Origin of the sequence: Streptomyces sp. NPDC059454, assembly GCF_042749965.1 — a bacterium.
GTDB lineage: Bacteria > Actinomycetota > Actinomycetes > Streptomycetales > Streptomycetaceae > Streptomyces.
In genome coordinates, this window is sequence record NZ_JBHYVC010000091.1 from 1 (window position 1) to 20,139 (window position 20,139).

Consider the following 20,139-nt stretch of genomic DNA (forward strand, 5'->3'; position numbering starts at 1 on the left):
TCCCCCCGCGCGGCCCGGGCCCCCGCGGCGCCCGCCGGGCCGTGTTGGGGCAGCGCCCGGGCGCCCGTGCGTGTCAGTCGGGGAGTGCCAGGCGGTCCGTCTCCCCCGGCTGGAGGCGGACCGTGCGGTCCGGGAGGTGGACCTCGATCGGCGAGCGGCCGGAGGAGGGCACGGCGATCTCCAGCAGGCCGTGCTCCAGCCGCAGCCGGACCCCCCAGTGGCCGTGGTAGCTCAGGGTGAAGCCGTAGGAGGAGAGTTCGGGCAGGGGCACCGGGTCGAGCCACAGGGCTCCGCCGCGGGTCTCCAGACCGGTCAGTCCGCGCTGGACGAGGTCGAGGGTTCCGGCCATGGCGCCGAGGTGGATGCCCTCCCCCGTGGTGCCGCCCTGGATGTCGGCGATGTCCGCCCGCAGGGCCTCCTGGCAGAACTTCCAGGCGTCCGCGCGCCGGGCCCGGGCCAGCACCCAGCCGTGGACCAGGCCGCTGAGGGTGGAGCCGTGGCTGGTGCGGTGCAGGTAGTGGTCGACCGTGCGCCGCCAGGTCCGTTCGTCCAGGCTCATTCCCAGCCTGCGGAAGATCGTCTGGAGTTCGGCGGGCGAGAAGAGGTAGCCCAGCATCAGGACGTCCGCCTGCTTGGACGCCTGGTACCGGTTGACGCTGTCGCCCTCGGCCTCCAGCAGCCGGTCCAGGCGCCGGATGTCGCCGTAGCGGTGCCGGTAGCCCCGCCAGTCGAGTTCGGCGAGTTCGCCGTAGCCCTCGAACTGGCTGATGACGCCGTGGTGGAGGGGGACGTGGAGGGTGCGGGAGACCTCCTCCCACTTCTCCAGTTCCCTCGCGTCCAGCCCGGTCCGCTCGGCGAGTTCACGGCGGCGCGGCTCGGGCAGACCGCGCAGCACGTCCAGGGTGCGGGCGAGCACCCAGGCAGCCGTGACATTGGTGTACGCGTTGTCGTCGAGGCCCGGTTCGGCGGCGTCCGGGTAGGCGTCGTGGTACTCGTCGGGGCCGACCACGCCCTTGATGCGGTAGCGGCCCAGACGGTCGTCGAAGGTGGCGGAGTCCGCCCAGAAGCGGGAGATGTTCAGCAGCATCTCCGCGCCCTTGGTCTGCAGGAACTCCTGGTCACCAGTGGCCTCGCAGTACTGCCAGACGTTGTACGCGATCGCCGACCCGACGTGGTGCTGGAGGTGGGAGTGGTCGGGCAGCCAGCGGCCGGAACGGGGGTTGAGGTGCAGCTGCTGGGTCTCCTCCCGGCCGTCGCTGCCGCTCTGCCAGGGGTACATCGCGCCGTGCCGCCCGGCGTCCCGGGCGGCGGTGCGGGCGCGCTCCAGACGCCGGTGACGATGGTGCAGCAGCGCGCGGGAGACCTCGGGGAAGTGCAGGTTGAGGTACGGCAGGACGAACAGCTCGTCCCAGAAGACATGCCCCCGGTACGCCTCGCCGTGCAACCCCCTGGCCGGGACCCCCACGTCCAGGTCCGCGGTGTGCGGGGAGAGGGTCTGCAGGACGTGGAAGAGGTGCAGCCGCAGGATGCGGCCCGCCTCGCCGGGCACGTCCAGTTCGGCCCGGCGCCACAGCTGGTCCCAGGCCGTCAGGTGCGGCGGGAGCAGCTCGTCGAAGCCGCCCGCCCGGACCACCCGGTCGACGGCGGCGTGCAGCGGATCGCTGATCGCGGGGTCGCGGGAGGTGTGCAGGGCGACGATCTTGTCGACGGTGACGGTCTCCCCGGCGGCCAGGTCCAGACGGATGCTCTGCAGGGCGCGCGGGCGGTCGTGCCGGTTCGTGACGGGCGCGGGTGCCGTCAGCCGGGCGGCGAGCGCGATCCGAACGTCCGAGGTGCGGGTGCGGCAGCGCAGCCACACCGTGTCCGCGGCGGTCGTGCCGGTGAGCACATGGGTCAGATGACGGCCGTCCAGCTCCCGGTAGCGCGGTACCCCGGCGTTGGTGACGTCGCCGTCGAGCGCCGCCTCGGTCTCCAGGGTGCCGGAGAAGCCCTCGGCGGTGAACTCGGTGCGCAGGCCCGCCAGATGGGGGTCGGCCATGTGCACGAAGCGGTACTGGCGCACCAGGAGCGTCCGTCCGGGGCCGAGGCCGTACCGCGTCCTGCGCTCCAGGAGTCCCGAGGACAGGTGCAGGGTCTCGCCGTGGTCGAGCACGTGTGCGGTGTCGGGGGTGAGCCAGGGCTCGCCGGGGAGCCGGAAGCGCAGCGGCAGCCAGTTGGGCAGGTTGACCATGTCCTCGTTCTCGACGTGCCGTCCGGCGACCTCGGAGACGAGCCGGTTGTAGACGCCGGCCGCGTACGTGCCCGGGTAATGCACCTCGTCCGCCGAGCACTCCGGCAGCGCGCCCCGGGTGGCGAAGTACCCGTTGCCCAGGGTGCACAGCGACTCCCGCAGGCGCGCGTCGGCGGCGTCGTACCCCTCGTGCTCCCAGGTCCAGCCCGTCACTGTGCCGCTCCTCCCGCCGACGGCTGCCGCGCGCCCGGCGCCGCGGCGGTCCGTTCCGGAGCCGTCACCGACGGTAAAACTCCGCCTGTCGTGGACGGACGGCCGCCACGGCCGACGGCCGACTACCGGAGTACCCGTGGCGGGTGCCCGGCACACACGGACCGGCGGGAGCCGCCTACCGCTCCCCCACCGGCACACGCCACAGCAGGGTGGTGCCCCGGCCGGCGGAGCTGGTGACGTCGAACGTGCCGCCCAGCTGCTGCGCGCGTTCGGCCATGTTGCGCAGCCCGCTGCGGCGGCCTCCGTCCGGAATGCCCACGCCGTTGTCCGCGACCGTCAGCCGTACCTCGCGTCCGTCGGTCTCGAGCACCACCTCGGCGCGGTCGGCGCGGGCGTGCCGGGCGATGTTGGTCAGCGCCTCGGAGAGCACGGCCACCAGGTGGTCGGCGGCCTCCTTGGAGACGTGGGTGTCGATCAGGCCCTCCATCCGCACGCTCGGCGGGAAGCCCAGCACGGATGCCGCCTCACCCACCACCCGTACGGCGCGGGCCCGCAGGCCGGTTCCGCCTCCGCCCTCGTCGGCGGGCGAGCGCAGGCCGAAGATGGTCGACCGGATGATCTTGATGGTCTCGTCCAGGTCGTCCACGGCCCGCAGCACCCGCTCCGAGGCCTCCTTGTGCTCGATGAACCGGCCGGCGCTCTGCAGCGTCATGCCGGTGGCGAACAGCCGCTGGATCGCCAGATCGTGCAGGTCGCGGGCGATCCGGTCGCGGTCCTCGAGCACGGCGATCTGCTCGGCGTCCTGGCGGCGTTCCGCCAGCTCCATCGCCACGGCCGCCTGGGCGGCGAACCCCTGCAGCGGTTCGATCTCCTTGTCCGTGAACGCGTTGCGGCCCGCGGCCCGCACCAGCAGGGCGATGCCGCGCACGCCTTCACCCGACCCGATGGGCACGGCGACCGCCGGACCGAGGTCCGTGTACCGCTGGGGGCCCGGGTAGGCCCGGTCGTCGCGCGCGATGTCCGCGCTGATGACGGGAGCCGCACTGGTGAAGGCGCGGCCCAGCAGGCTGTCGTCGACGGGCACGACGAGCCCGCGGTGGGTGTCCGCGCCCTGTCCGATGGCCAGTTCCACGGTCAGCGAGTCGGTGTCGGCCATGGGCACCGCGACCACGGCGAGGGCGGCCCCGGTGATCTCCCGGGCGCGTTCCGCGATGAGCAGGAGCGCCGCGCCGCGTTCGCTGCCGGACATCAGTCCGTGGGTGATCTCGGCGTTGGCCCGCAGCCACCGCTCGCGCAGCCGGGACTCCTCGTACAGGCGGGCGTTGTCGATGGCGACGCCGGCGGCGACCGCGAGGGTGGACAGGACCGACTCGTCCTCCTCGTCGAAATGCGCCCCGCCCCGCTTCTCGGTCAGGTACAGGTTGCCGAAGACCTGGTCGCGGACCCGGATCGGAACCCCGAGGAAGGTGTTCATCGGCGGGTGGTGGGACGGGAATCCGTACGAGGCGGGGTGGTCGGAGAGCTTCGCCATCCGCAGCGGCTCCGGATGGCGGATCAGCTCGCCGAGGATGCCGTGGCCCTCGGGATAGTGGCCGATGCGGGCGATCGCCTCCTCGCTGACCCCGACGGTGTGGAAGGCGGACAGCCGCTTGCCGTCCGGGCCTATCACGCCCAGTGCGGCGTACTCCGCGTCCACCAGCGCCGCCGCGGCCTCGACGATGCTGTGCAGCGCCTGCTCCAGGTCCAGTTCCCGGCCGACCGAGAGAACCGCCTCCAGCAGACTGTGCACCCGGTCGCGGGTGCCACGGGCCGCGTCGATCCGCGCCTGGAGCTCCTCGAGCAGCTCGTCGAGCCTCAGCTGCGGTAGCCGTACGCGGGCGTCCTCGTCCCGCTCGGAGCCTGCCACCCGTGCGCCTCCCGTCCCTTCGCCCGACGCCGTCGCCCGGCGGCCACCCGGCCGGCACTCCGGTAACGGTCCAGCAAAGGCGACGGTACGGCATGGGCCGGGCGGCCGGACCGGCGGGACCACGGGTGGGCGGCCGGACCGCTGTGCCGGACGGGCCGGTCGGCCCTGCCCCGCGGCCGCCCTCCGGGGCCGGAGGTCCCCTTCCGGCGGGACGACGGTCCCGCGTTGCCCCCAACGGCCCCGTTACCCGCGGAAACAGGCGTGTGGGGTTGCTATACAGGTGCTGCCGCCGGTCCGGATCCGCGGTCCGACCCTCTTTCCCCGTCCCGCCCTTGGGAGACTTCATGCTGTCCGAAGAGTCCGCCGCAGTGCTGCGGGCCACCCTGCCCGCCGTGGCCGGGGCGCTCGACGAGATCACCACGCGTTTCTACGGCTCGATGTTCCGCGACCGGCCCGAACTGCTGGACGGCCTGTTCAACCGGGGCAACCAGGCCAGTGGCGCCCAGCGCCGGGCGCTCGCCGGATCCATAGCCGGTTTCGCCCAGGCGCTCCTCGCCGACCCGGACACCCGGCCGGACGCCCTGCTGTCCCGGATCGCCCACAAGCACGTGGCGGTCGGGATCACCGACGACCAGTACACGATCGTGCACAAGTACCTGTTCGGCGCGATCGCCGAGGTGCTGGGCGACGCGGTGACGCCCGAGGTCGCCGCCGCCTGGGACGAGGTGTACTGGCTGATGGCCGGCGCCCTCATCGCGCAGGAGGCACGCCTGTACCACGACGCCGGTGTCGAGGCGGGCGACATCTGGCGTCCCTGGACGGTCGTGGAACGCCACGAGGAGACGGACGACGTGGTGTCGTTCCTGCTGCGCCCCGCCGACGGCGAGGCAGCCCCGCCGGCCCGGGCGGGCCAGTACGTCAGCGTGCGGCTGCTCATGCCCGACGGGGTGCACCAGCTGCGCCAGTACAGCCTGTCCTCCGACCCCGGGGACGATCTGCGCCGTATCACCGTCAAGCGGGTCGCGGGAGCGGACGGCGCACCGGACGGCGAGGTCTCCAACCTGCTGCACGAGCGGACCGGCGCCGGGGACGAGCTGATGCTGTCCGTGCCCGCCGGGGACGTGGCGCTCGACGAGGCCGGCACCCCGCTGGTCCTGGTCTCGGCCGGCATCGGCTGCACCCCGATGCTGGGCATGCTCGCCCGTCTGGCCACCACCGGCTCCACCCGGCGGGTGCTCGTCCTGCACGCCGACGGCTCGCCCGGCCGGCACGCGCTGCGCGCCGAGACCCGCGAGACGGTGGACTCGCTGCCCGACGCGGAGGCGGTCTTCTGGTACGAGCGTCCCGGCCCCGAGGAGCCCGACGCCCGCGGTGGGCTGATGGACCTCGCGGGGATCGACGTTCCGGCGGACGCGACGGTGTACCTGTGCGGCCCGCTGCCGTTCATGCGTGCCGCGCGCGGCGGGCTGCTCGACGCCGGGGTGCCCGCCCGCTCCATCCACTACGAGGTCTTCGGCCCCGACCTGTGGCTGCCGGAGGCGGCCTGAGCGACTCGGGCCCTTCGCGCCGTCGGCGGCGCGAAGGGCCCGAGTGCCGGATCAGACCTCGAGCTCGGCCTCGATCCGTCGCAGCTGGTGCCGCGCCATGGCCAGGTTGGCCCGGCTGCCGTCGAGCACCAGGTACAGGAAGAGGCCGTTCCCGCCGCGTCCCTTGAGCAGGCGGATGAGGTGGTACTGGTTGCTCAGGGTGATCAGGATGTCCTCGATCTCCTCGTTCAGCCCCAGGTGTTCCATGGTGCGCAACTTGGACCGTACGACGTCGGTGTTGCCGGCGGCGGCGACCTCCAGGTTGAAGTCCTTGCCGCCGCCCAGCGTGCCGAGGGCCATGCCGCTGGTGTAGTCGACGAGCGCGGCGGCCGTCGCGCCGTCGATGGAGCTGAGGCATTCCTTGAGCGAGGTCTCGGTGTTGGCCATGGGACGTGTCCTTTCGGTCGTGACGGGTGATTCGGACCGGACGCCGGGCAGTGCGGAGGCGTCCGGCCGGGAGGAAAGCCGGGAGTCAGCCGCCGGGCTGGGGCCGGGGCCGCTGCGGGGTCCGCACCGGGAGGGTGCCGATGGGCCGGGACGGGTCCTGGGCCGGCACGGGGGTTTCCCGGGCCGCGAGCCGGTCGGCGTGCCGCCCTCCGCCCGGGCCGCTGTGGGTGTCCACCAGCTCCGCGATCCGGGCGCCGCCGCGCCGGCCCTCCAGGTGCAGCCGGCCCACGTTGACCCGGTCGTCGGCGAGGAGGGTGAGGACGGCGGTGGTACCGGCCGCGTAGGTCGCGATGTAGCCCTGGCTGCCCCGCACCAGGAGCTCGCGGAACTCGCCGCGGGCGGCGGCGTCCGCCATGCGGTACGCGACGCCGAGCGCGGCCGCGGTGAGCGCGGCCAGCCCCTCCGGTTCGGCGTCGGGGACGTCGTGGGCGAGGACGAGTCCGTCGACGGTGGCCGCGAGGGAGCCCGCCAGCCGGGGTACGCGGGTACGGAGCCGACGCAGTTCGTCCAGCACGTCGGTCTCGACGGCCATGAGCAGTCTCCTTTCGGCACGCTGTCGGCGCGCGCGGATCACAGTGCCTCCAAGGCGTCCAGGAGCCGTCTCAGCAACGCCGTGTCGGGCTCGTCCCACGCCGCGCCGCCCGCGTCGGGGACGGCGTGGAGGGGCGTGGCGGGCGGGGGTGACGCCGGGGTGACCAGTCCGCCGGCGGCCAGGCGGCGCAGTTCGACGAGGGTGTGGAAGGTGCGGTGGGCGAGGGCCGCGGCGATCTGCGCGGCGGTGCGGACGCCGTCGACCTGGGCGAGGGTACGGGCGCGGCGGGGCGGCAGTTCGGCGGGAGAGACGCCGGACACGCGGGTGAGCGGGGCGGTGTCGACGGCCGGGTCGGGCCAGATGCGGTGCAGCAGGTCGCGGCGGCGCCGTGACTCGCCGAGCACGGTCGCCACCGGAACGGGGCGGACCGCGCCGAGCCAGTGCGCGACTCCGGGGCGGAAGCGGAGCGTGGCGCCGTCGTGGGTGAGCGCGAAGTACGCCGCGTCGAACAGGGCGCCCAGATGGCACAGTTCCAGCGCCCCGGTGGTCAGGCGCCCGCTGTCCACCAGCTGGCGGCCGACGCGGTGCACCGCCCCCGCTCGCTCGACGGCGTCCCACCAGCCGGCCGGGGCGACGGCACCACTGCGGGTGAGCAGGTCGCCGAGGTCGGGGCTGTACGCGGACTCGACGTGGACGACGCGTCCGGCCGAGAGGTAGAAGATCCCGGACTCCGTGGAGAGCGCGCCGGTGGCGTGGTCGGCCGCGAGGGTGCCGAGCAGTTCCGGCGTGGTTTCGCCGGTGCACGCCGTGGTCATCCGAGCACCAGCCGGTCCGCCATCTCGGCCAGCCGGATCCGGGCCAGGGCGAGGTTGCCGTCGGCGCGGTCGAGCCAGAGGTACAGGAACACCGTGCTGTCGAAGGTCGTGACGACGAAGCGCAGGAGGTGGTACGCGTCGGCGGTGGTGAGGATCAGGTCGTCGACGGGTGGTTCCTTGCCCGTCCCGGTCCGGTCGCCACCGGCGGGCGCGAGTGTGCCGCTCTCCATGGCCAGGCGGGCGAGTTCGGCGGTCTCCGCGGCCGTGGCCTCCGCGTCCTCGCCGGGCGCCTCGCCCACCGCCCCCAGGGCGAGTCCGCTGATCCAGTCGACCACCAGGGCACCGCGCGCCCCCGGCAGTCGCATGGCTTCCAGCAGACTCTCGTCGATTCCGGGCACGCCGGATCCCCCTTCTCGCACGGCTGTACCGCGAACGTGACGTCGACGCTACGGTGTGTGCTCGACCGAGGTGAGGGCTTTGGTGTTTTCCGGGGGAATATGCGACAGGGGCGGTGCGCCGCTGGTAGGGTCCGGGCTTTTGCCGCAGGAACCGGGGCCCGGAGAAGGGCTGCCGTCCGGCTGGGTGCGGGCGGGGCCGGCCCCGGCGCGGATGGTGGGCCGCCCCCGCCCGCGGGACCCATTGTGGTGACGACCCGGCCACCGGGACCACGGGTGAACCGCCGTCACCACGCGTGCGCCGCGCACACCCCGCGCGCGACACGCCGACCGGCGGAGCCCCGGCTCACCCCTCCGGCCGGCCGCGACGATACTGGCAGGAGCACGTGCCCCCGCTCACGACTGGACCCATGTCGACCTCCCTCTCAGCCCGCCCCGTCCTCCCTCCCACAGTCTGGCTGGCCCGCGGCCGCCACACCGGTGCCACACCCGACGCGGAGCTCCGGCACACCCTGCACTGGCTCAAGGCCGGCCAGGACATCGACGACTTCCTGGAACTCCCCGCGCCGGATACCGCGCCCGACCTGGTGTTCGAATCCCGGACGCGGGTCGCCGACGAGGTCACCGTGCGCGCCCGGCTGAGCCTCGCGCCCGCCACGGACGCGGGCCGGGACTGGGTCCTGGTCGCCGAGGCGGAGCAGCCCTGGAACCCCTCCTGGCCGTCCCCGGCGGGCATGTTCTGGCCATCGGGGACGGACGCCGAGTGGAACGCCGACCCGGTGACGGGACTGCGGACGGGCGTGATCAATCCGCTTCCCGAGGACGACAAGGCCGTACGGCGGCTGCTGCGCGACTGCGCACGTGACGCGTGGCACATCCATGTCGTCGTCCATGAGGCCATGACCACGGACGAGCGCGGCCGGGTGCCGCTCGCGCGCTGGCTGCCGCCGGGGCTGCGGGACCGGGTGGTGGAGCACCGGGCCACACCCCAGCAGTCGCGGGTGGCGAACTGGGCGCTGCGGGAGTTCGGTGTGGAGGTTCCGCGCGGGGGCGCGGCGGTGCTGCCCGGCAGTCCGGCCCCGGAGGGCTACGACGCGGACGCCTTCGCCGTGCGCGCGGTGTTCCTGGACGGCACGGAACCGGTCGACCTCGTGGAGGCGGTGGCCCGGTACGACGCGCTGCCGCGCGCGCTGCCGGACGGGGCGCGGGACGCGCTGACGGCGCTGCGGGAGGAGTGGCACCTGCTCACGACGGCGGAGGAACTCGCCCGCGAGCGGGCGCTGGTGGCGATGTACGCCGAGGCGCTGGAGGCGATGACGAAGTCCCGGGACCTGTACCGCGAGGCCGCGGAGCGTGCCCATGAGGCGCTGGCCGCGTACCGGGAGTCCGCCGGGTCCCCGGGCCCGGGGCAGCCTCCCGCACCCCGGGCCCCGTCCCCTCTGACCCGCACTCTGGAACGCCTCAAGGCCCGCCGCCCCGCCCCCGAGGATCCGGCCGCACCGGACCACTAGTCACTTCCGGTGCGGCCCGGAGGCGGCGTGCGGGACGGGCTGTCGCCGGGGCGCGCCGGCGTGGGCGTACGGGCCCTGTTCCGCGGCCGGCCCCGGCCGGAGTCCCCGGAGGGGCGAGGCCGCCTCGGCGGGTATGACCGGTTCGCTCGAGGAAGGTGACGGAGAGAAAGTGGTCATGGCCGGCTCCGCGGGAAGGCCGATGACCGTTTCCAGGCGTCCCCACCCCTCGCCGCCACTCGGTTGAGCCACCGGGACGAGCTGCGGCGATCCGTCGTTTCGCGCGGATTCCGCGGGGCGTCGGGCGCGTGCGCGTATGGCCGGTCCCGGCCGTCATATCGGCGCCGCGAGCGGGAATCCGCTCAGTGCAGGCTGTGTCGCGGCGAGGCCGCGGCACGGGTCACGGGAGGAGGGCGGTCCGTTGGAGACGACCACCGTGGTGCTCGTCGTCGCCGCGGTCCTCGCGGCCGCGGTGCTGGCCTTCGCCGTCACCGTCCTGGTCCGACTGGTGCGCACGCGGCGTGAGTTGCGTCACGCGGGCCTGCCCACGGGACCCCGCTGGGTGTTCTGGGGCGCGGTCCTCTATCTGGTGCTGCCGGCCGATCTGCTGCCCGATCCGGTCTATGTGGACGACATCGGCGTGCTCCTGCTCGCTCTGCGCACCATGCGAGGTTCCTCCGGCGCCCGGGCTCCCGGAGCGCGCCTCCGGCGGGGCGGCCGACGACCCGCCGACGATTACGCTCCGTAAGGAAACCAACCACCCGTTCGATTCGTATAAGTCTCTGGAAGCCAAAAGAAGTCGGCGGACCAAGCCGCGGCGCGCAGCGGGCCGTTGCCTGCTCGGCGCAGCACCGACGAGGGAGAGACGATGCAACCGTTCGCGCTCAACTACGCACGTCCGGCGGTGGAGTTGGCCGTTGCCACTCCGTACGCGTATGACTCCGGACTGCAGTTGAACGTACTCGGCGACGGACGGATCGCGGCCTGCGACCACGCGCTGTTGCGCGAGGCGGGGACGACGACGTCCACCGCGGGTTCCAAGACCCACTTCGACGACTGAACGCGGACCGTAAACCATGACCGTGCTGATCCTCACCTGTGAGGAGGATGTGACCGCCGACATGGTGGTCGTCCATCTGAACGGCTCCGGTGTACCGGTGGTGCGCCTCGATCCCGCCGATCTGACGGGCGGCGCCTCGCTGTCCGGCGAGTACGTCCACGGCCGCTTCCGGGGCCATCTATCCGTCGGCGGGAGGCTGGTGGGCATCGGCGGGCTGCGGTCCGTGTGGGTACGCCGGCCCGGCACGCCGGCCGGGCGCGCGCCGCAGCCGTCCGCGTGGCTGACCGAGGAGGCCTCGCAGGCGCTCTACGGCATGCTGCGCGGTTGCGACGCGCGCTGGATGAACCATCCGGACGCGGCCCGGCAGGCCCGCCACAAGCCGTGGCAGCTGCGGCTGGCCCAGCGCTGCGGTCTGCCCGTGCCGGCCACGGTGATCACCACGTTCCCGCGTGCCGCGCGGGAGTTCGCGGAGCGCTTCCCGGACCTGGTGGTCAAGCCGGTGTCGGGGGCGCATCCGCAGGACCCGCCGCGGGCGGTGCCGACCAGCCGGGTGGCGCCGGACGCGGACTTCTCCGCGGTCGCGTTCGGGCCGACGCTGCTGCAGCGGCGGATCGCCAAGCGGGCCGACATCCGGCTCACCGCGGTGGGCGAGCGGCTGCTGGCTGCCCGCAAGGCGACACGGCCGGACGCGGATCCGGAAGAGGTGGATGTGCGTTTCGCCACTCCCGGGTCGCCCTGGGAGCCGGTCGAGGTCCCGGCGCGCACCGCCGACGCCGTACGCGCGTATCTGCGCCGATCCGAACTGGCTTACGGCGCTTTCGACTTCGCCGAGGACGCCGACGGGACCTGGTGGTTCCTGGAGTGCAACCAGTCGGGGCAGTTCGGGTTCGTCGAGGTGGAGACGGGGCAGCCGATCGCCCGGACCATCGCCGAGTGGCTGTCCCGCCCCGTTCCCGACGAACCCGCCGAGCTCGACGAGGCGGGCAGCACGGTGCGGTGAGGGGACCGTCACCGCCCGGGGCTCAGTGCGACCGCGGCCCCGGCAGCAGGGCGGTACGTTGCCAGCCGTTGCCCGGGGAGTGCGGCCGGTCGAGGCCGGGGGCGTAGCCGGGGGACTGCAGGGGCCGCATGACCAGCTCCAGCTCCCTGCTCACGCGTTCGGCCTCGCTGCGCACCTGTGCGGGCACGTCGCCGCACTCCGCGATGAGTCGGTCGTAGATGGGGGAATCCTGGAACACCCGTCAACGCGCCTTTCTGCTCGTCGGCCCCGATGCGGGACGCGATTGCAGAGTCTAGGCGGCCGACCAGCCCGAAGGGGGAATTCCCCGGTACAACGGAACACGGGACGGGCGCTCCGGAAGTGCGGCACAGATCGGGCATGCCGGGCGGTCCCGGCGGTCAGGCACCCGTCGTCGAGCCGGGGCGGACGATCATCAGGACGGTGACGGTCGCCCACAGCAGATTGAACACCCCGGTGAACATCGCGAGTCGCACCGTGCTCTGCCGGTCGACGGGCCGGCTCCCGCCCAGCTGTTCGACGAGTTCGTCCTGCCGGGGCAGCACGAAGGCGAGCAGGACTCCGGCGGCGGCCGCGGTGAGGCCGATCGAGGTGACGAGCCAGCCGTCGTCCAGGACGCCCATCGCCAGGGCGGTGGCGAGACCGAGGACGGGCACCGCGATCCCTACGCGGGCGTAGACCCGGCAGATGCGGTGGAGCAGCGCGACGGTGGTCACGGCCGTCGTGGCGGGCCTCTCACCCTCCGCCGGCACGGCGCGGCGCACGGCCGGCGGGAACATGCTGGCCGCGACGGTGACGGGACCGACGGCGACGATGGCGGCCAGGACGTGGAGGGACAGCAGGAGCTTGGTCACCGGGACTCTTTCCATGGTGTGATCGGCGGTGCCGGGCTCACGTTAGGGGCCCGCCGGGTGATCACCCAGGGGCTGAAACGACAGGTTCCAACGGGTTCCCGCCAACACCGTTCACCACGGCTCACGCGCGTCGCCGTCCCGATGTCCCGGCTCCGACGGGTGGCGGGAATCCGGCTATCGTGGCGGTCATGCACTCCGTGGCGATTCTGGTTCTCGACGGTGTCGTGCCGTTCGACATGGCGGCGCCCCTGCAGGTCTTCGACTGGACGCGGCTGCCCGACGGCCGGCACCCCTACCGGGTCCGGCTGTGCGCCGAGCGGCCGGAGGTGCTCGCGGACGGCGGGTTCACCCTGCGCGTCGAGCGGGGACTGGAGGCGCTGGCCGACGCGGACACGGTCATCGTCCCGGGCCGCGCGGAAGGCGCGCCCCCGCCCTCGCCCGCCGTGCTCGCGGCGCTGCGGCAGGCGGCCGGGGCGGGCACCCGGATCGCCTCGGTGTGCGTGGGCGCGTTCGTGCTGGCGGAGGCCGGGCTGCTGGACGGCCTGCGCGCCACCACGCACTGGGTGGCCGCCGGGCAGCTCGCCCGGGCCTTCCCCCGCGTCGACGTGCAGCCGGACGTGCTCTACGTCGACAACGGGCAGATCCTCACCTCGGCCGGCGCCGCCGCCGCGCTGGACATGTGCCTGCACATGATCCGCCGGGACCTGGGCTCGGCCGTGGCCGCGAACGCCGCCCGGATGTCGGTGATGCCGCTGGAACGGGAGGGCGGACAGGCCCAGTTCATCGTGCACGAGCACCCGCCCGTGCCCCGCGGGTCGGATCTGGAGCCGCTGCTGGACTGGATCGAGGACAACCTGGCGCACGAGGTCACGCTCGGCGCGATGGCGGCGCGCGCCGGGATGAGCGAGCGCACCTTCAGCCGCCGGTTCCGCGAGCAGACGGGCACCACGCCGTTGCAGTGGCTGCTGCGGGCGCGGGTGCGGCGCGCCCAGTACCTGCTCGAGAACAGCGACCACACGGTCGAACGGATCGCCCAGCAGGCCGGGTTCGGGTCGCCCACGGCGTTCCGCGAGCGGTTCCGCAAGGTGGTGGGCACCACGCCGTACGCCTACCGCTCGACGTTCAACGGACGCCGCGCCGCCCTCGCGGGCCGGGGGTGAACGGGTGAGCGGCCCGGTGGCTCAGACCGCCAGGGACAGACCGCTCTCCCCGTCCGCCTCCGGGGTCCGGCCGGCCGCGGGCCGCGCCCGGTCGAGGAGGGCGTCCGCCAGGGCGATGGCGTCGTGGACGCCGGACGTCCCCATCATCACGCAGAGCGTGTGGCTGACGTCCTCCAGTTCGCGTGCCGCCGCCGGCGCATGCCGTTCCGCCTGAGCTATCCGCAGCGTCGCGTACCGCGTCAGCAGCCGTCTGACGGTCTTCGGGTCCGGTACGAGCACGAAGCACCCCTTTCTGGTTTTCGCTGCGTATGCCCGGACCAGGCGGAAACACTCACCCCATGTGCTCGACCGGCCGCATGTGACCGAAAACCGTCGCACCCTGACCGGGCAGTCAGGCCACCTGCCCGCTGTGCAGCGCCGTGTACGCCCCTCCCCGGCGCAGCAGGTCCTCGTGGGTGCCGATCTCCTGGATCCGGCCGTCCGCCATCACCACGATCCGGTCGGCGCCGCGCACGGTGGACAGCCGGTGCGCCACCACGAACGTGGTGCGCCCGCGCAGCAGCCGGGCGAGGGCCTCCTGCACCAGCGCCTCCGAGCGGGTGTCGAGGGCCGAGGTCGCCTCGTCCAGGACCAGCACCTTCGGGTCCCGGATCAGCGCGCGGGCGATGGCGAGCCGCTGGCGCTGCCCGCCGGACAGCCGGGCGCCGCGCTCCCCGACGAGGGTGTCGAGGCCCTGGGGCAGCCGGTCGACGAACTCCAGCGCGTTGGCGTCGCGCAGCGCGGCCCGTACCGTCTCCTCGTCGGCGTCGTCCATGCCGTAGGCGACGTTCTCCCGGACGGTGCCGTCGAACAGGATCGACTCCTGGGGCACCACGGACAGGAAGCGCCGGTAGGTGCGCAGGTCGAGGCCGTTCATGTCGGTGCCGTCGAGCAGCAGCCGGCCGGAGGTCGGGCGGATGAAGCCGATGACGAGGTTGAGCACGGTGGACTTGCCCGCCCCGGAGGCGCCGACGAGCGCGACGGTCTCGCCCGGGGCGACGTCGAGGGTGAAGTCGCGCACGGCGGGGCGCCCGTCGCTCTCGTACGCGTGGCCGACGCCCTCGAAGGTGACCGCGCCCCGCACTCCGTCGACCTCCGCCTTGCCCTCGTTGTCCTCCAGTTCGGGGGCCTGGAGGACCTCACCGACCGAGCGGACGGACTCCAGTCCCTTGGTGATGACCGGGGCCAGCCCCGCCAGCGTGGTCGTGGAGTTGGTGAGCGTGGTCAGGAAGGCGCTGAGCATCACGACGTCGCCGGCGGTGACGCCCCAGACGTCGTAGTACGAGACGAGGGCCGCGCCGGCCAGCACGCACACGCCGACGACGTTGAGGACGACCCAGGCCAGCGAGCCGAACCGGCCGTTGACCAGGTCCAGCCGGTTCCCGGAGGTGAGCAGCCGGTTCAGGGTGCCGTTCATCCGGCGCAGCGCCTTGCCCTCCAGGCCGTGGGCGCGGGTGACGGGGATGAGCCGGGTCATCTCCGTCACCCGGGAGGACAGCGTCTCCACCTCGTGGCGGAAGTGCTCATTGTGCGTGCGCAGTCTGGCCCGCAGTCGGGCGACGAGCAGGGCGGCGGCGGGTACGACGATCAGGAAGACGGGGAGGAACTCGGGGGTGCGGACGCCGATGATGACGAGTCCGCCGATGAGCACGGTCGTCGCACCGAGCCCGGTCTCCGCGGTCTGCTGCACCATCTGCTCGACGGTCTCCACGTCCCGCACGACCTTGGCCTGGAGCACGCCGGCGCTGACGCGGGAGTGGTAGCCGATGGAGAGCTGCTGCATGCGGGTGCACAGCGCGGAGCGCAGGGCGGTGCCCATGCGGCGGACGCTGCCGTACAGCAGGCGGACGTACAGCACGTGCAGCGGGTAGTTGACCAGCAGGATGAACATGATGACGCCGGTGCTGGTCCAGAGCCGGGATATCGGCTGGTGCTGGACGACGGTGTCGATGATGGACGCGGTGATCAGCGGCAGCAGCCAGACGGGGCTGTGCTTGACCGTGAAGACGCCGACCGCGGCGGCGAGCCGGCCGCGGTCGGCGCGGAACAGATAGGCGAGGGTGCGGATCGGGTGCTCGCCGCGGTAGCGGTGGTCGAGCGGTCTTTCCAGCGACGACGCCATGGGCGGTGGTCCTCCCCCTGTGACTTTCTTCAGCAAGCGCTTTCCATGCCTGCGTGCCGGGAGTACACCAGGGCGCGCAGGTGTCCGCCCACGACGTCCAGCGCCTGAGACGGGCGGGGTGGACTCAGACGGCGTCCAGTTCGGCGATGTCCTCGGCCGTCAGGACGAGGTCGGCGGCGCCCGCCGAGTCACGGACCGACTCCGGCCGGCTCGCACCCGGAATGGGGACGACGACCGGTGACCTGGCGAGCATCCACGCCAGGCACACCTGGTACGCGCTCACCCCGTGCGCCCGGGCGATCCGCGCGAACGGGGCGTGCGCCGAGGCGAGTCCACCGGCCCGGGCGATGCCGCCGAAGGGGCTGTAGGGCAGGAACGCGATGCCGAGCTCGTCGCACAGGCGCAGCTCCGGCTCGCTCGAGCGGAAGGCCGGGGAGAACTCGTTCTGCACGGAGACCAGCCGGCCGCCGAGGATCTCGTCGGCCTGCCGGATCTGCTCCGGACCGGCGTTGGAGACGCCGGCCATGCGGATCTTCCCCTCGTCCAGCAGTTCGCGCAGCGCGCCGACGGACTCGGCGTACGGGACGCGGGGGTCGGGCCGGTGGAACTGGTAGAGCCCGATGGCCTCCACGCCGAGCCGGCGCAGGGACGCCTCGCACGCCCTCTTCAGGTGTCCGGGGCTGCCGTCCTGCGTCCAGCTGCCGTCGCCGGGGCGCAGATGACCGCCCTTGGTGGCGACCAGGACGTCGCCGCCCCGGTCGTGGGAGGCGAGGGCCTTGGCGATCAGGGTCTCGTTGTGGCCCGCTTCCCCGGCGCGCAGGTGGTAGGAGTCCGCGGTGTCGATCAGGGTGACACCGGCGTCCAGCGCGGCGTGCAGGGTGGCCAGGGAGCGGGCCTCGTCCGGGCGCCCCTCGATGGACATGGGCATGGCGCCCAGTCCGACGGCACCGACCTCGACATCACCGATACGGCGGGTGTGCATGATGCGCGTGACCTCTTCCGGCTGTCGTCTCACGGTCTCGGCAAGCGCGTACCAGCCTGGTCCCCGCACGGCCCGAAATCCAATAGAAGAAAGCGAACGCATTCAGCGGCCGGGGCACTGAATCGGGGCCCCGCCGCCGCGCGGGTGCCGGTACCCGGCGTCACGCCGCGCGTGGCCGTCCCTTTTCCGGGAGGACGTGTCCGGGATGTACGCGGACCTCTTCGGCGCCCCCTGGACGGCCGGCATCGGCCGGCCCGGGCACCGGGCCCCGGACGACCCCCGGCGAGCAGCCGTTGACACGGCGTTCCGGCAGGGATCACCGTACTGACCGGAGCGCGCCGGCGGGGCGCGACAGGACACCGGTCCGACGGCGGTCGCCGCACCGGGAGAGGCGGCGGCATGCGGATCGGACTGCTCGGCACCGGACCCTGGGCGCGGGCGGCCCACGCCCCCGCGCTGAGCGGGCACCCGGACCTCGACCTCGCCGGCGTATGGGGCCGCCGGCCCGACGCCGCCGGGGAACTGGCCGCTCTGCACGGCACCCGGGCGTACGACGACGTCGGGGCGCTTCTCGCCGACGTGGACGCCGTCGCCTTCGCGCTGCCGCCCGCGGTGCAGGCGGAACTGGCGGTGCGCGCGGCGCGGGCCGGGTGCCATCTGCTGCTCGACAAGCCGCTCGCGCCGACCGTCGCGCAGGGGCGCGCGGTGGTCGGGGCGGCCGAGGCGGCGGGGGTCGCGTCCGTGGTCTTCTTCACCACCCGCTTCCAGCCCGGACCTCAGGCGTGGATCGCCGAACAGGCGCGCGTGGGCGGCTGGTTCACCGGGCGCGCACAGTGGCTCGGGGCGGTGTTCACCTCCGACGGCAACCCCTTCGCCGCCTCCGAGTGGCGGCGGGAGAAGGGCGCCCTGTGGGACGTCGGCCCGCACGCCCTGTCCGTGCTGCTTCCGGTGCTCGGCGAACCGCGGCGGGTGACGGCGGCGGCGTACGGCCCCGGCGACACCGTTCATCTCGTCCTCGACCACGCGAGCGGCGCGTCGAGCAGCCTCACCTTGAGCCTGACCGCTCCCCCGGCCGCGGCCGGCGCCATGGTCGAACTCCGCGGCACGGCGGGCGTCGCCTCCCTCCCGGAGGTCTCCGAGGGCGCGGTCCCGGCGCTCACCCGGGCCGCGGACGCCCTCCTCGCCGCGGCCGGTACCGGTATCCCCCATCCCTGTGACGCGGCGTTCGCGCTCCGGGTGACGAAGATCCTGGCCGCGGCGGAGACCCGGCTGAGCGGCGGAACGCGCTGACGGCCTCCCCGGGCGACTGCGGAACGGAGCACTCTCGACGCGCTCCGTGGTTTCCGGGCCCGACCGGCTTAAGCGGCCCTTAAAGGCCGGTTAAGTGATCGGCGATTCTTCGCCGCTTCTTCAAGTAATTGCAGGTCAGAGCGGTGTCATGGACAAGTCGGACCGTTGGCCGGGGCGGCGACCGTCCCTAGCATCAATGGCGCGCGCCGGTCCCGACGTACCGCCTGAGAGCGCTCTCTCCAGGTCTCCTCCCCATGTCGGCAGGCCGGCGCGGTCCGGAACCCGCACGAGTACCCCTGGAGATCCCCCACATGACTCCCCGTCACCAGCGCAACCTCGGCCGCCGCAAGGTCCTCTTCGCCCTCGGCGGGGCCGCCGTGGCCATCCCCGCGGCGGCGGCGATCGCTCCGCACGCCCTCGCCGAGCAGTCCGGCGAGCGGAAGGCCGGCACCGCAGCGGCGGGGGCCCTGCCGCTGACGATCGTCAACAACAGCGGTTCCTTCGGCAACGCGAACGTGCACCTCTACATCGTGGGCAACGTGGACGGCCGTCAGGTCCGGGTCACCCCGGAGGGCACCGTCGCCCCGGTCGCCGTCTCCGACAACGGCCCCGACGGCTTCACCGACTACGCGATCGGCCTGGCCGGCAGCGGCGAGACCAAGCTGTCCCTGCCGTACATGTCCGGCCGGATCTACGTCGCCCTCGGCGCGAAGCTCAAGTTCAAGGTCGTCACGGACGGCAACGGCAACGCGGCGCTGCAGTACCCGGCCGGCTGGGTCGCCTCCGACCCCAACCACGGCGTGCTGCACGACTGCGCCGAGTTCACGTACAACTCCTCGGGCATGTTCTGCAACACGACCATGGTCGACATGTTCAGCGTGCCGATGGGCATCCGGCTCACCGGCGCCAAGGACCAGACGACGGGCACCGTGCGCGAGGGGGGCCGCGCGGCGGCGTTCGCCGCCGTCAGGCAGGTGGAGGCGTTCTCCCGGCTCGTCGTGGACGACACCCGGATCATCGCCCCCGGCCACGGTCTGGACGCCGGTCTGTTCGCCAAGGACTACTTCACCCCGTACATCGACGAGGTGTGGAGCACCTACACCGGCCGGGACCTCAAGGTCACCACCAACGCCGGCACCTTCACCGGCCGGGTGCGCGGCGAGCGGTTCACCTTCGACGGGCCCGCCCAGGTCTCCTTCGGCAAGCCCTCCACGCGGGACGTCCTCTTCTGCGACGGCGCCCTCGCCGCCCCCAACGACGGCACGACCGGCCCGGTCGCCGCCGTGCTGGGCGCCGGCTTCAACCGTTCGACGCTGCTCAGCCACCCCGACCAGCCGACGGCCGACGCCTCGGTCTTCTACCGGACCGAGCTCACCAACCACTACTCCAAGGCCGTCCACACGGCCACCGAGGACGGCAAGGCGTACGGCTTCGCCTTCGACGACGTGGCCGACTTCGCCTCGTACATCCAGGACACGGCGCCCACGGGCCTGCGGCTGACGCTCTCGCCCTTCTAGGCGGCTCACGGAGCAGGTTTCCCACGGGCCGGGGAAGGTACCCCGGCATCCAGGAGGAGCGGCCCTTCACCGCGGTGCCGCGAGCGTTCCGGACGCACGGCGGGCTCCCGCGTTGAATGGTGGACATCGGACCCGATGACAGCACCGGGGCCGCTCCAGCGATCCGGACCCGAGGAGCCAGAAGATGTCGACGTCCCAGCCCGACGCGTCCCAGCCCGAAGCGTCCCGGCGGTCCGCGGACCGCGCCACCCCGGACAGCCTGCTCCACGCCCGCACCGGCACCGAGGTGTCGCCGGAGGACATCGTCCTCGCCTCGGGCAAGGACCTCACCCCGCGCAACCTCGAGTGGGCCAGGCGGAAGCTGGACGAGGAGGGGCCCGCCGCCCTGGACAAGATGCTGCCCTGATCCCGCGTACACCCGTTCGCGGGACGGGACGGCGCCGCCGGCCCGGTGCGATCGTGCAC

Annotated in this window: 20 protein-coding genes; 9 read left to right on the forward strand and 11 right to left on the reverse strand. The window is 73.3% G+C overall.

Going from position 1 to position 20,139, the window contains the following annotated elements:
* Window positions 1-73: 73 nt before the first annotated feature.
* Window positions 74-2,443 carry a glycoside hydrolase family 65 protein gene (locus tag ACFXAE_RS34415; protein ID WP_384723029.1) on the reverse strand — a complete coding sequence of 790 codons (2,370 nt, stop codon included), beginning with the start codon at window positions 2,441-2,443 and terminating at the stop codon, window positions 74-76.
* 175 nt (window positions 2,444-2,618) lie between these two features.
* The gene (locus tag ACFXAE_RS34420; protein WP_384723032.1) at window positions 2,619-4,349 is read right to left on the reverse strand and encodes a GAF domain-containing protein; all 1,731 of its coding nucleotides are present in this window, start codon (window positions 4,347-4,349) and stop codon (window positions 2,619-2,621) included.
* A gap of 344 nt (window positions 4,350-4,693) precedes the next feature.
* Between ACFXAE_RS34420 and ACFXAE_RS34425 the strand changes: the two genes are divergently transcribed.
* Entirely contained in the window at window positions 4,694-5,896 is a 1,203-nt protein-coding gene (locus ACFXAE_RS34425; protein WP_384723035.1) for a globin domain-containing protein, read from the forward strand.
* Between the two features lie 51 nt (window positions 5,897-5,947).
* Here ACFXAE_RS34425 and ACFXAE_RS34430 read toward each other — a convergent pair whose 3' ends face one another.
* The 4 genes from ACFXAE_RS34430 to ACFXAE_RS34445 form a co-directional block, all read right to left on the reverse strand.
* Window positions 5,948-6,322 carry a hypothetical protein gene (locus tag ACFXAE_RS34430; RefSeq protein ID WP_384723038.1) on the reverse strand — a complete coding sequence of 125 codons (375 nt, stop codon included), beginning with the start codon at window positions 6,320-6,322 and terminating at the stop codon, window positions 5,948-5,950.
* 85 nt (window positions 6,323-6,407) lie between these two features.
* Window positions 6,408-6,914, reverse strand: a complete 507-nt coding sequence (locus tag ACFXAE_RS34435) for a roadblock/LC7 domain-containing protein (protein WP_384723041.1) — start codon at window positions 6,912-6,914, stop codon at window positions 6,408-6,410.
* A 38-nt stretch (window positions 6,915-6,952) separates the two neighbouring features.
* Window positions 6,953-7,729, reverse strand: coding sequence for a hypothetical protein (locus ACFXAE_RS34440; protein ID WP_384723044.1), 777 nt, complete (start codon window positions 7,727-7,729; stop codon window positions 6,953-6,955).
* Window positions 7,726-8,127 carry a hypothetical protein gene (locus tag ACFXAE_RS34445; protein ID WP_384723047.1) on the reverse strand — a complete coding sequence of 134 codons (402 nt, stop codon included), beginning with the start codon at window positions 8,125-8,127 and terminating at the stop codon, window positions 7,726-7,728. Before ACFXAE_RS34445 ends, ACFXAE_RS34440 begins: the two co-directional genes overlap by 4 nt.
* 407 nt (window positions 8,128-8,534) lie before the next feature.
* On the opposite strand from ACFXAE_RS34445, the gene ACFXAE_RS34450 reads away from it, so the two are divergent.
* The 4 genes from ACFXAE_RS34450 (at window position 8,535) to tgmB (ending at window position 11,692) form a co-directional block, all read left to right on the forward strand.
* Window positions 8,535-9,635, forward strand: coding sequence for a hypothetical protein (locus tag ACFXAE_RS34450; protein ID WP_384723050.1), 1,101 nt, complete (start codon window positions 8,535-8,537; stop codon window positions 9,633-9,635).
* Window positions 9,636-10,053: 418 nt separating this feature from the next.
* Entirely contained in the window at window positions 10,054-10,380 is a 327-nt protein-coding gene (locus ACFXAE_RS34455; RefSeq protein WP_384723053.1) for a YkvA family protein, read from the forward strand.
* Window positions 10,381-10,500: 120 nt separating this feature from the next.
* The gene (gene tgmA / locus ACFXAE_RS34460) at window positions 10,501-10,692 is read left to right on the forward strand and encodes a putative ATP-grasp-modified RiPP (protein WP_030821244.1); all 192 of its coding nucleotides are present in this window, start codon (window positions 10,501-10,503) and stop codon (window positions 10,690-10,692) included.
* 16 nt (window positions 10,693-10,708) lie between these two features.
* Entirely contained in the window at window positions 10,709-11,692 is a 984-nt protein-coding gene (gene tgmB / locus ACFXAE_RS34465) for an ATP-grasp ribosomal peptide maturase (protein WP_384723056.1), read from the forward strand.
* A gap of 22 nt (window positions 11,693-11,714) precedes the next feature.
* On the opposite strand, the gene ACFXAE_RS34470 is transcribed toward tgmB, so the two are convergent.
* Together ACFXAE_RS34470 and ACFXAE_RS34475 are read right to left on the reverse strand one after the other, a co-directional pair.
* Window positions 11,715-11,930, reverse strand: a complete 216-nt coding sequence (locus ACFXAE_RS34470) for a hypothetical protein (RefSeq protein ID WP_384723059.1) — start codon at window positions 11,928-11,930, stop codon at window positions 11,715-11,717.
* A gap of 160 nt (window positions 11,931-12,090) precedes the next feature.
* A complete protein-coding gene (locus ACFXAE_RS34475) occupies window positions 12,091-12,564 on the reverse strand; it encodes a hypothetical protein (protein WP_384723062.1) in 474 nt (157 codons plus the stop codon).
* 188 nt (window positions 12,565-12,752) lie between these two features.
* On the opposite strand from ACFXAE_RS34475, the gene ACFXAE_RS34480 reads away from it, so the two are divergent.
* Complete coding sequence (locus ACFXAE_RS34480) at window positions 12,753-13,724, forward strand: GlxA family transcriptional regulator (RefSeq protein ID WP_384723065.1); 972 nt, start codon at window positions 12,753-12,755, stop codon at window positions 13,722-13,724.
* 21 nt (window positions 13,725-13,745) lie between these two features.
* On the opposite strand, the gene ACFXAE_RS34485 is transcribed toward ACFXAE_RS34480, so the two are convergent.
* The 3 genes from ACFXAE_RS34485 to ACFXAE_RS34495 all read right to left on the reverse strand — a co-directional run bounded on the left by ACFXAE_RS34485 (window position 13,746) and on the right by ACFXAE_RS34495 (window position 16,867).
* On the reverse strand, window positions 13,746-14,003 hold the full coding sequence (locus tag ACFXAE_RS34485) for a DUF5133 domain-containing protein (protein WP_384723068.1): 258 nt from the start codon (window positions 14,001-14,003) through the stop codon (window positions 13,746-13,748).
* A gap of 112 nt (window positions 14,004-14,115) precedes the next feature.
* Complete coding sequence (locus ACFXAE_RS34490) at window positions 14,116-15,885, reverse strand: ABC transporter ATP-binding protein (protein WP_384723071.1); 1,770 nt, start codon at window positions 15,883-15,885, stop codon at window positions 14,116-14,118.
* 124 nt (window positions 15,886-16,009) lie between these two features.
* Entirely contained in the window at window positions 16,010-16,867 is an 858-nt protein-coding gene (locus tag ACFXAE_RS34495; protein WP_384723074.1) for an aldo/keto reductase, read from the reverse strand.
* A gap of 399 nt (window positions 16,868-17,266) precedes the next feature.
* On the opposite strand from ACFXAE_RS34495, the gene ACFXAE_RS34500 reads away from it, so the two are divergent.
* The 3 genes from ACFXAE_RS34500 (at window position 17,267) to ACFXAE_RS34510 (ending at window position 20,080) form a co-directional block, all read left to right on the forward strand.
* Window positions 17,267-18,157 carry a Gfo/Idh/MocA family protein gene (locus ACFXAE_RS34500; RefSeq protein ID WP_384723077.1) on the forward strand — a complete coding sequence of 297 codons (891 nt, stop codon included), beginning with the start codon at window positions 17,267-17,269 and terminating at the stop codon, window positions 18,155-18,157.
* Between the two features lie 311 nt (window positions 18,158-18,468).
* On the forward strand, window positions 18,469-19,674 hold the full coding sequence (locus ACFXAE_RS34505) for a glycoside hydrolase family 64 protein (protein WP_384723080.1): 1,206 nt from the start codon (window positions 18,469-18,471) through the stop codon (window positions 19,672-19,674).
* A 184-nt stretch (window positions 19,675-19,858) separates the two neighbouring features.
* Window positions 19,859-20,080, forward strand: coding sequence for a hypothetical protein (locus ACFXAE_RS34510; RefSeq protein ID WP_384723083.1), 222 nt, complete (start codon window positions 19,859-19,861; stop codon window positions 20,078-20,080).
* The last annotated feature ends 59 nt before the right edge of the window (window positions 20,081-20,139 follow it).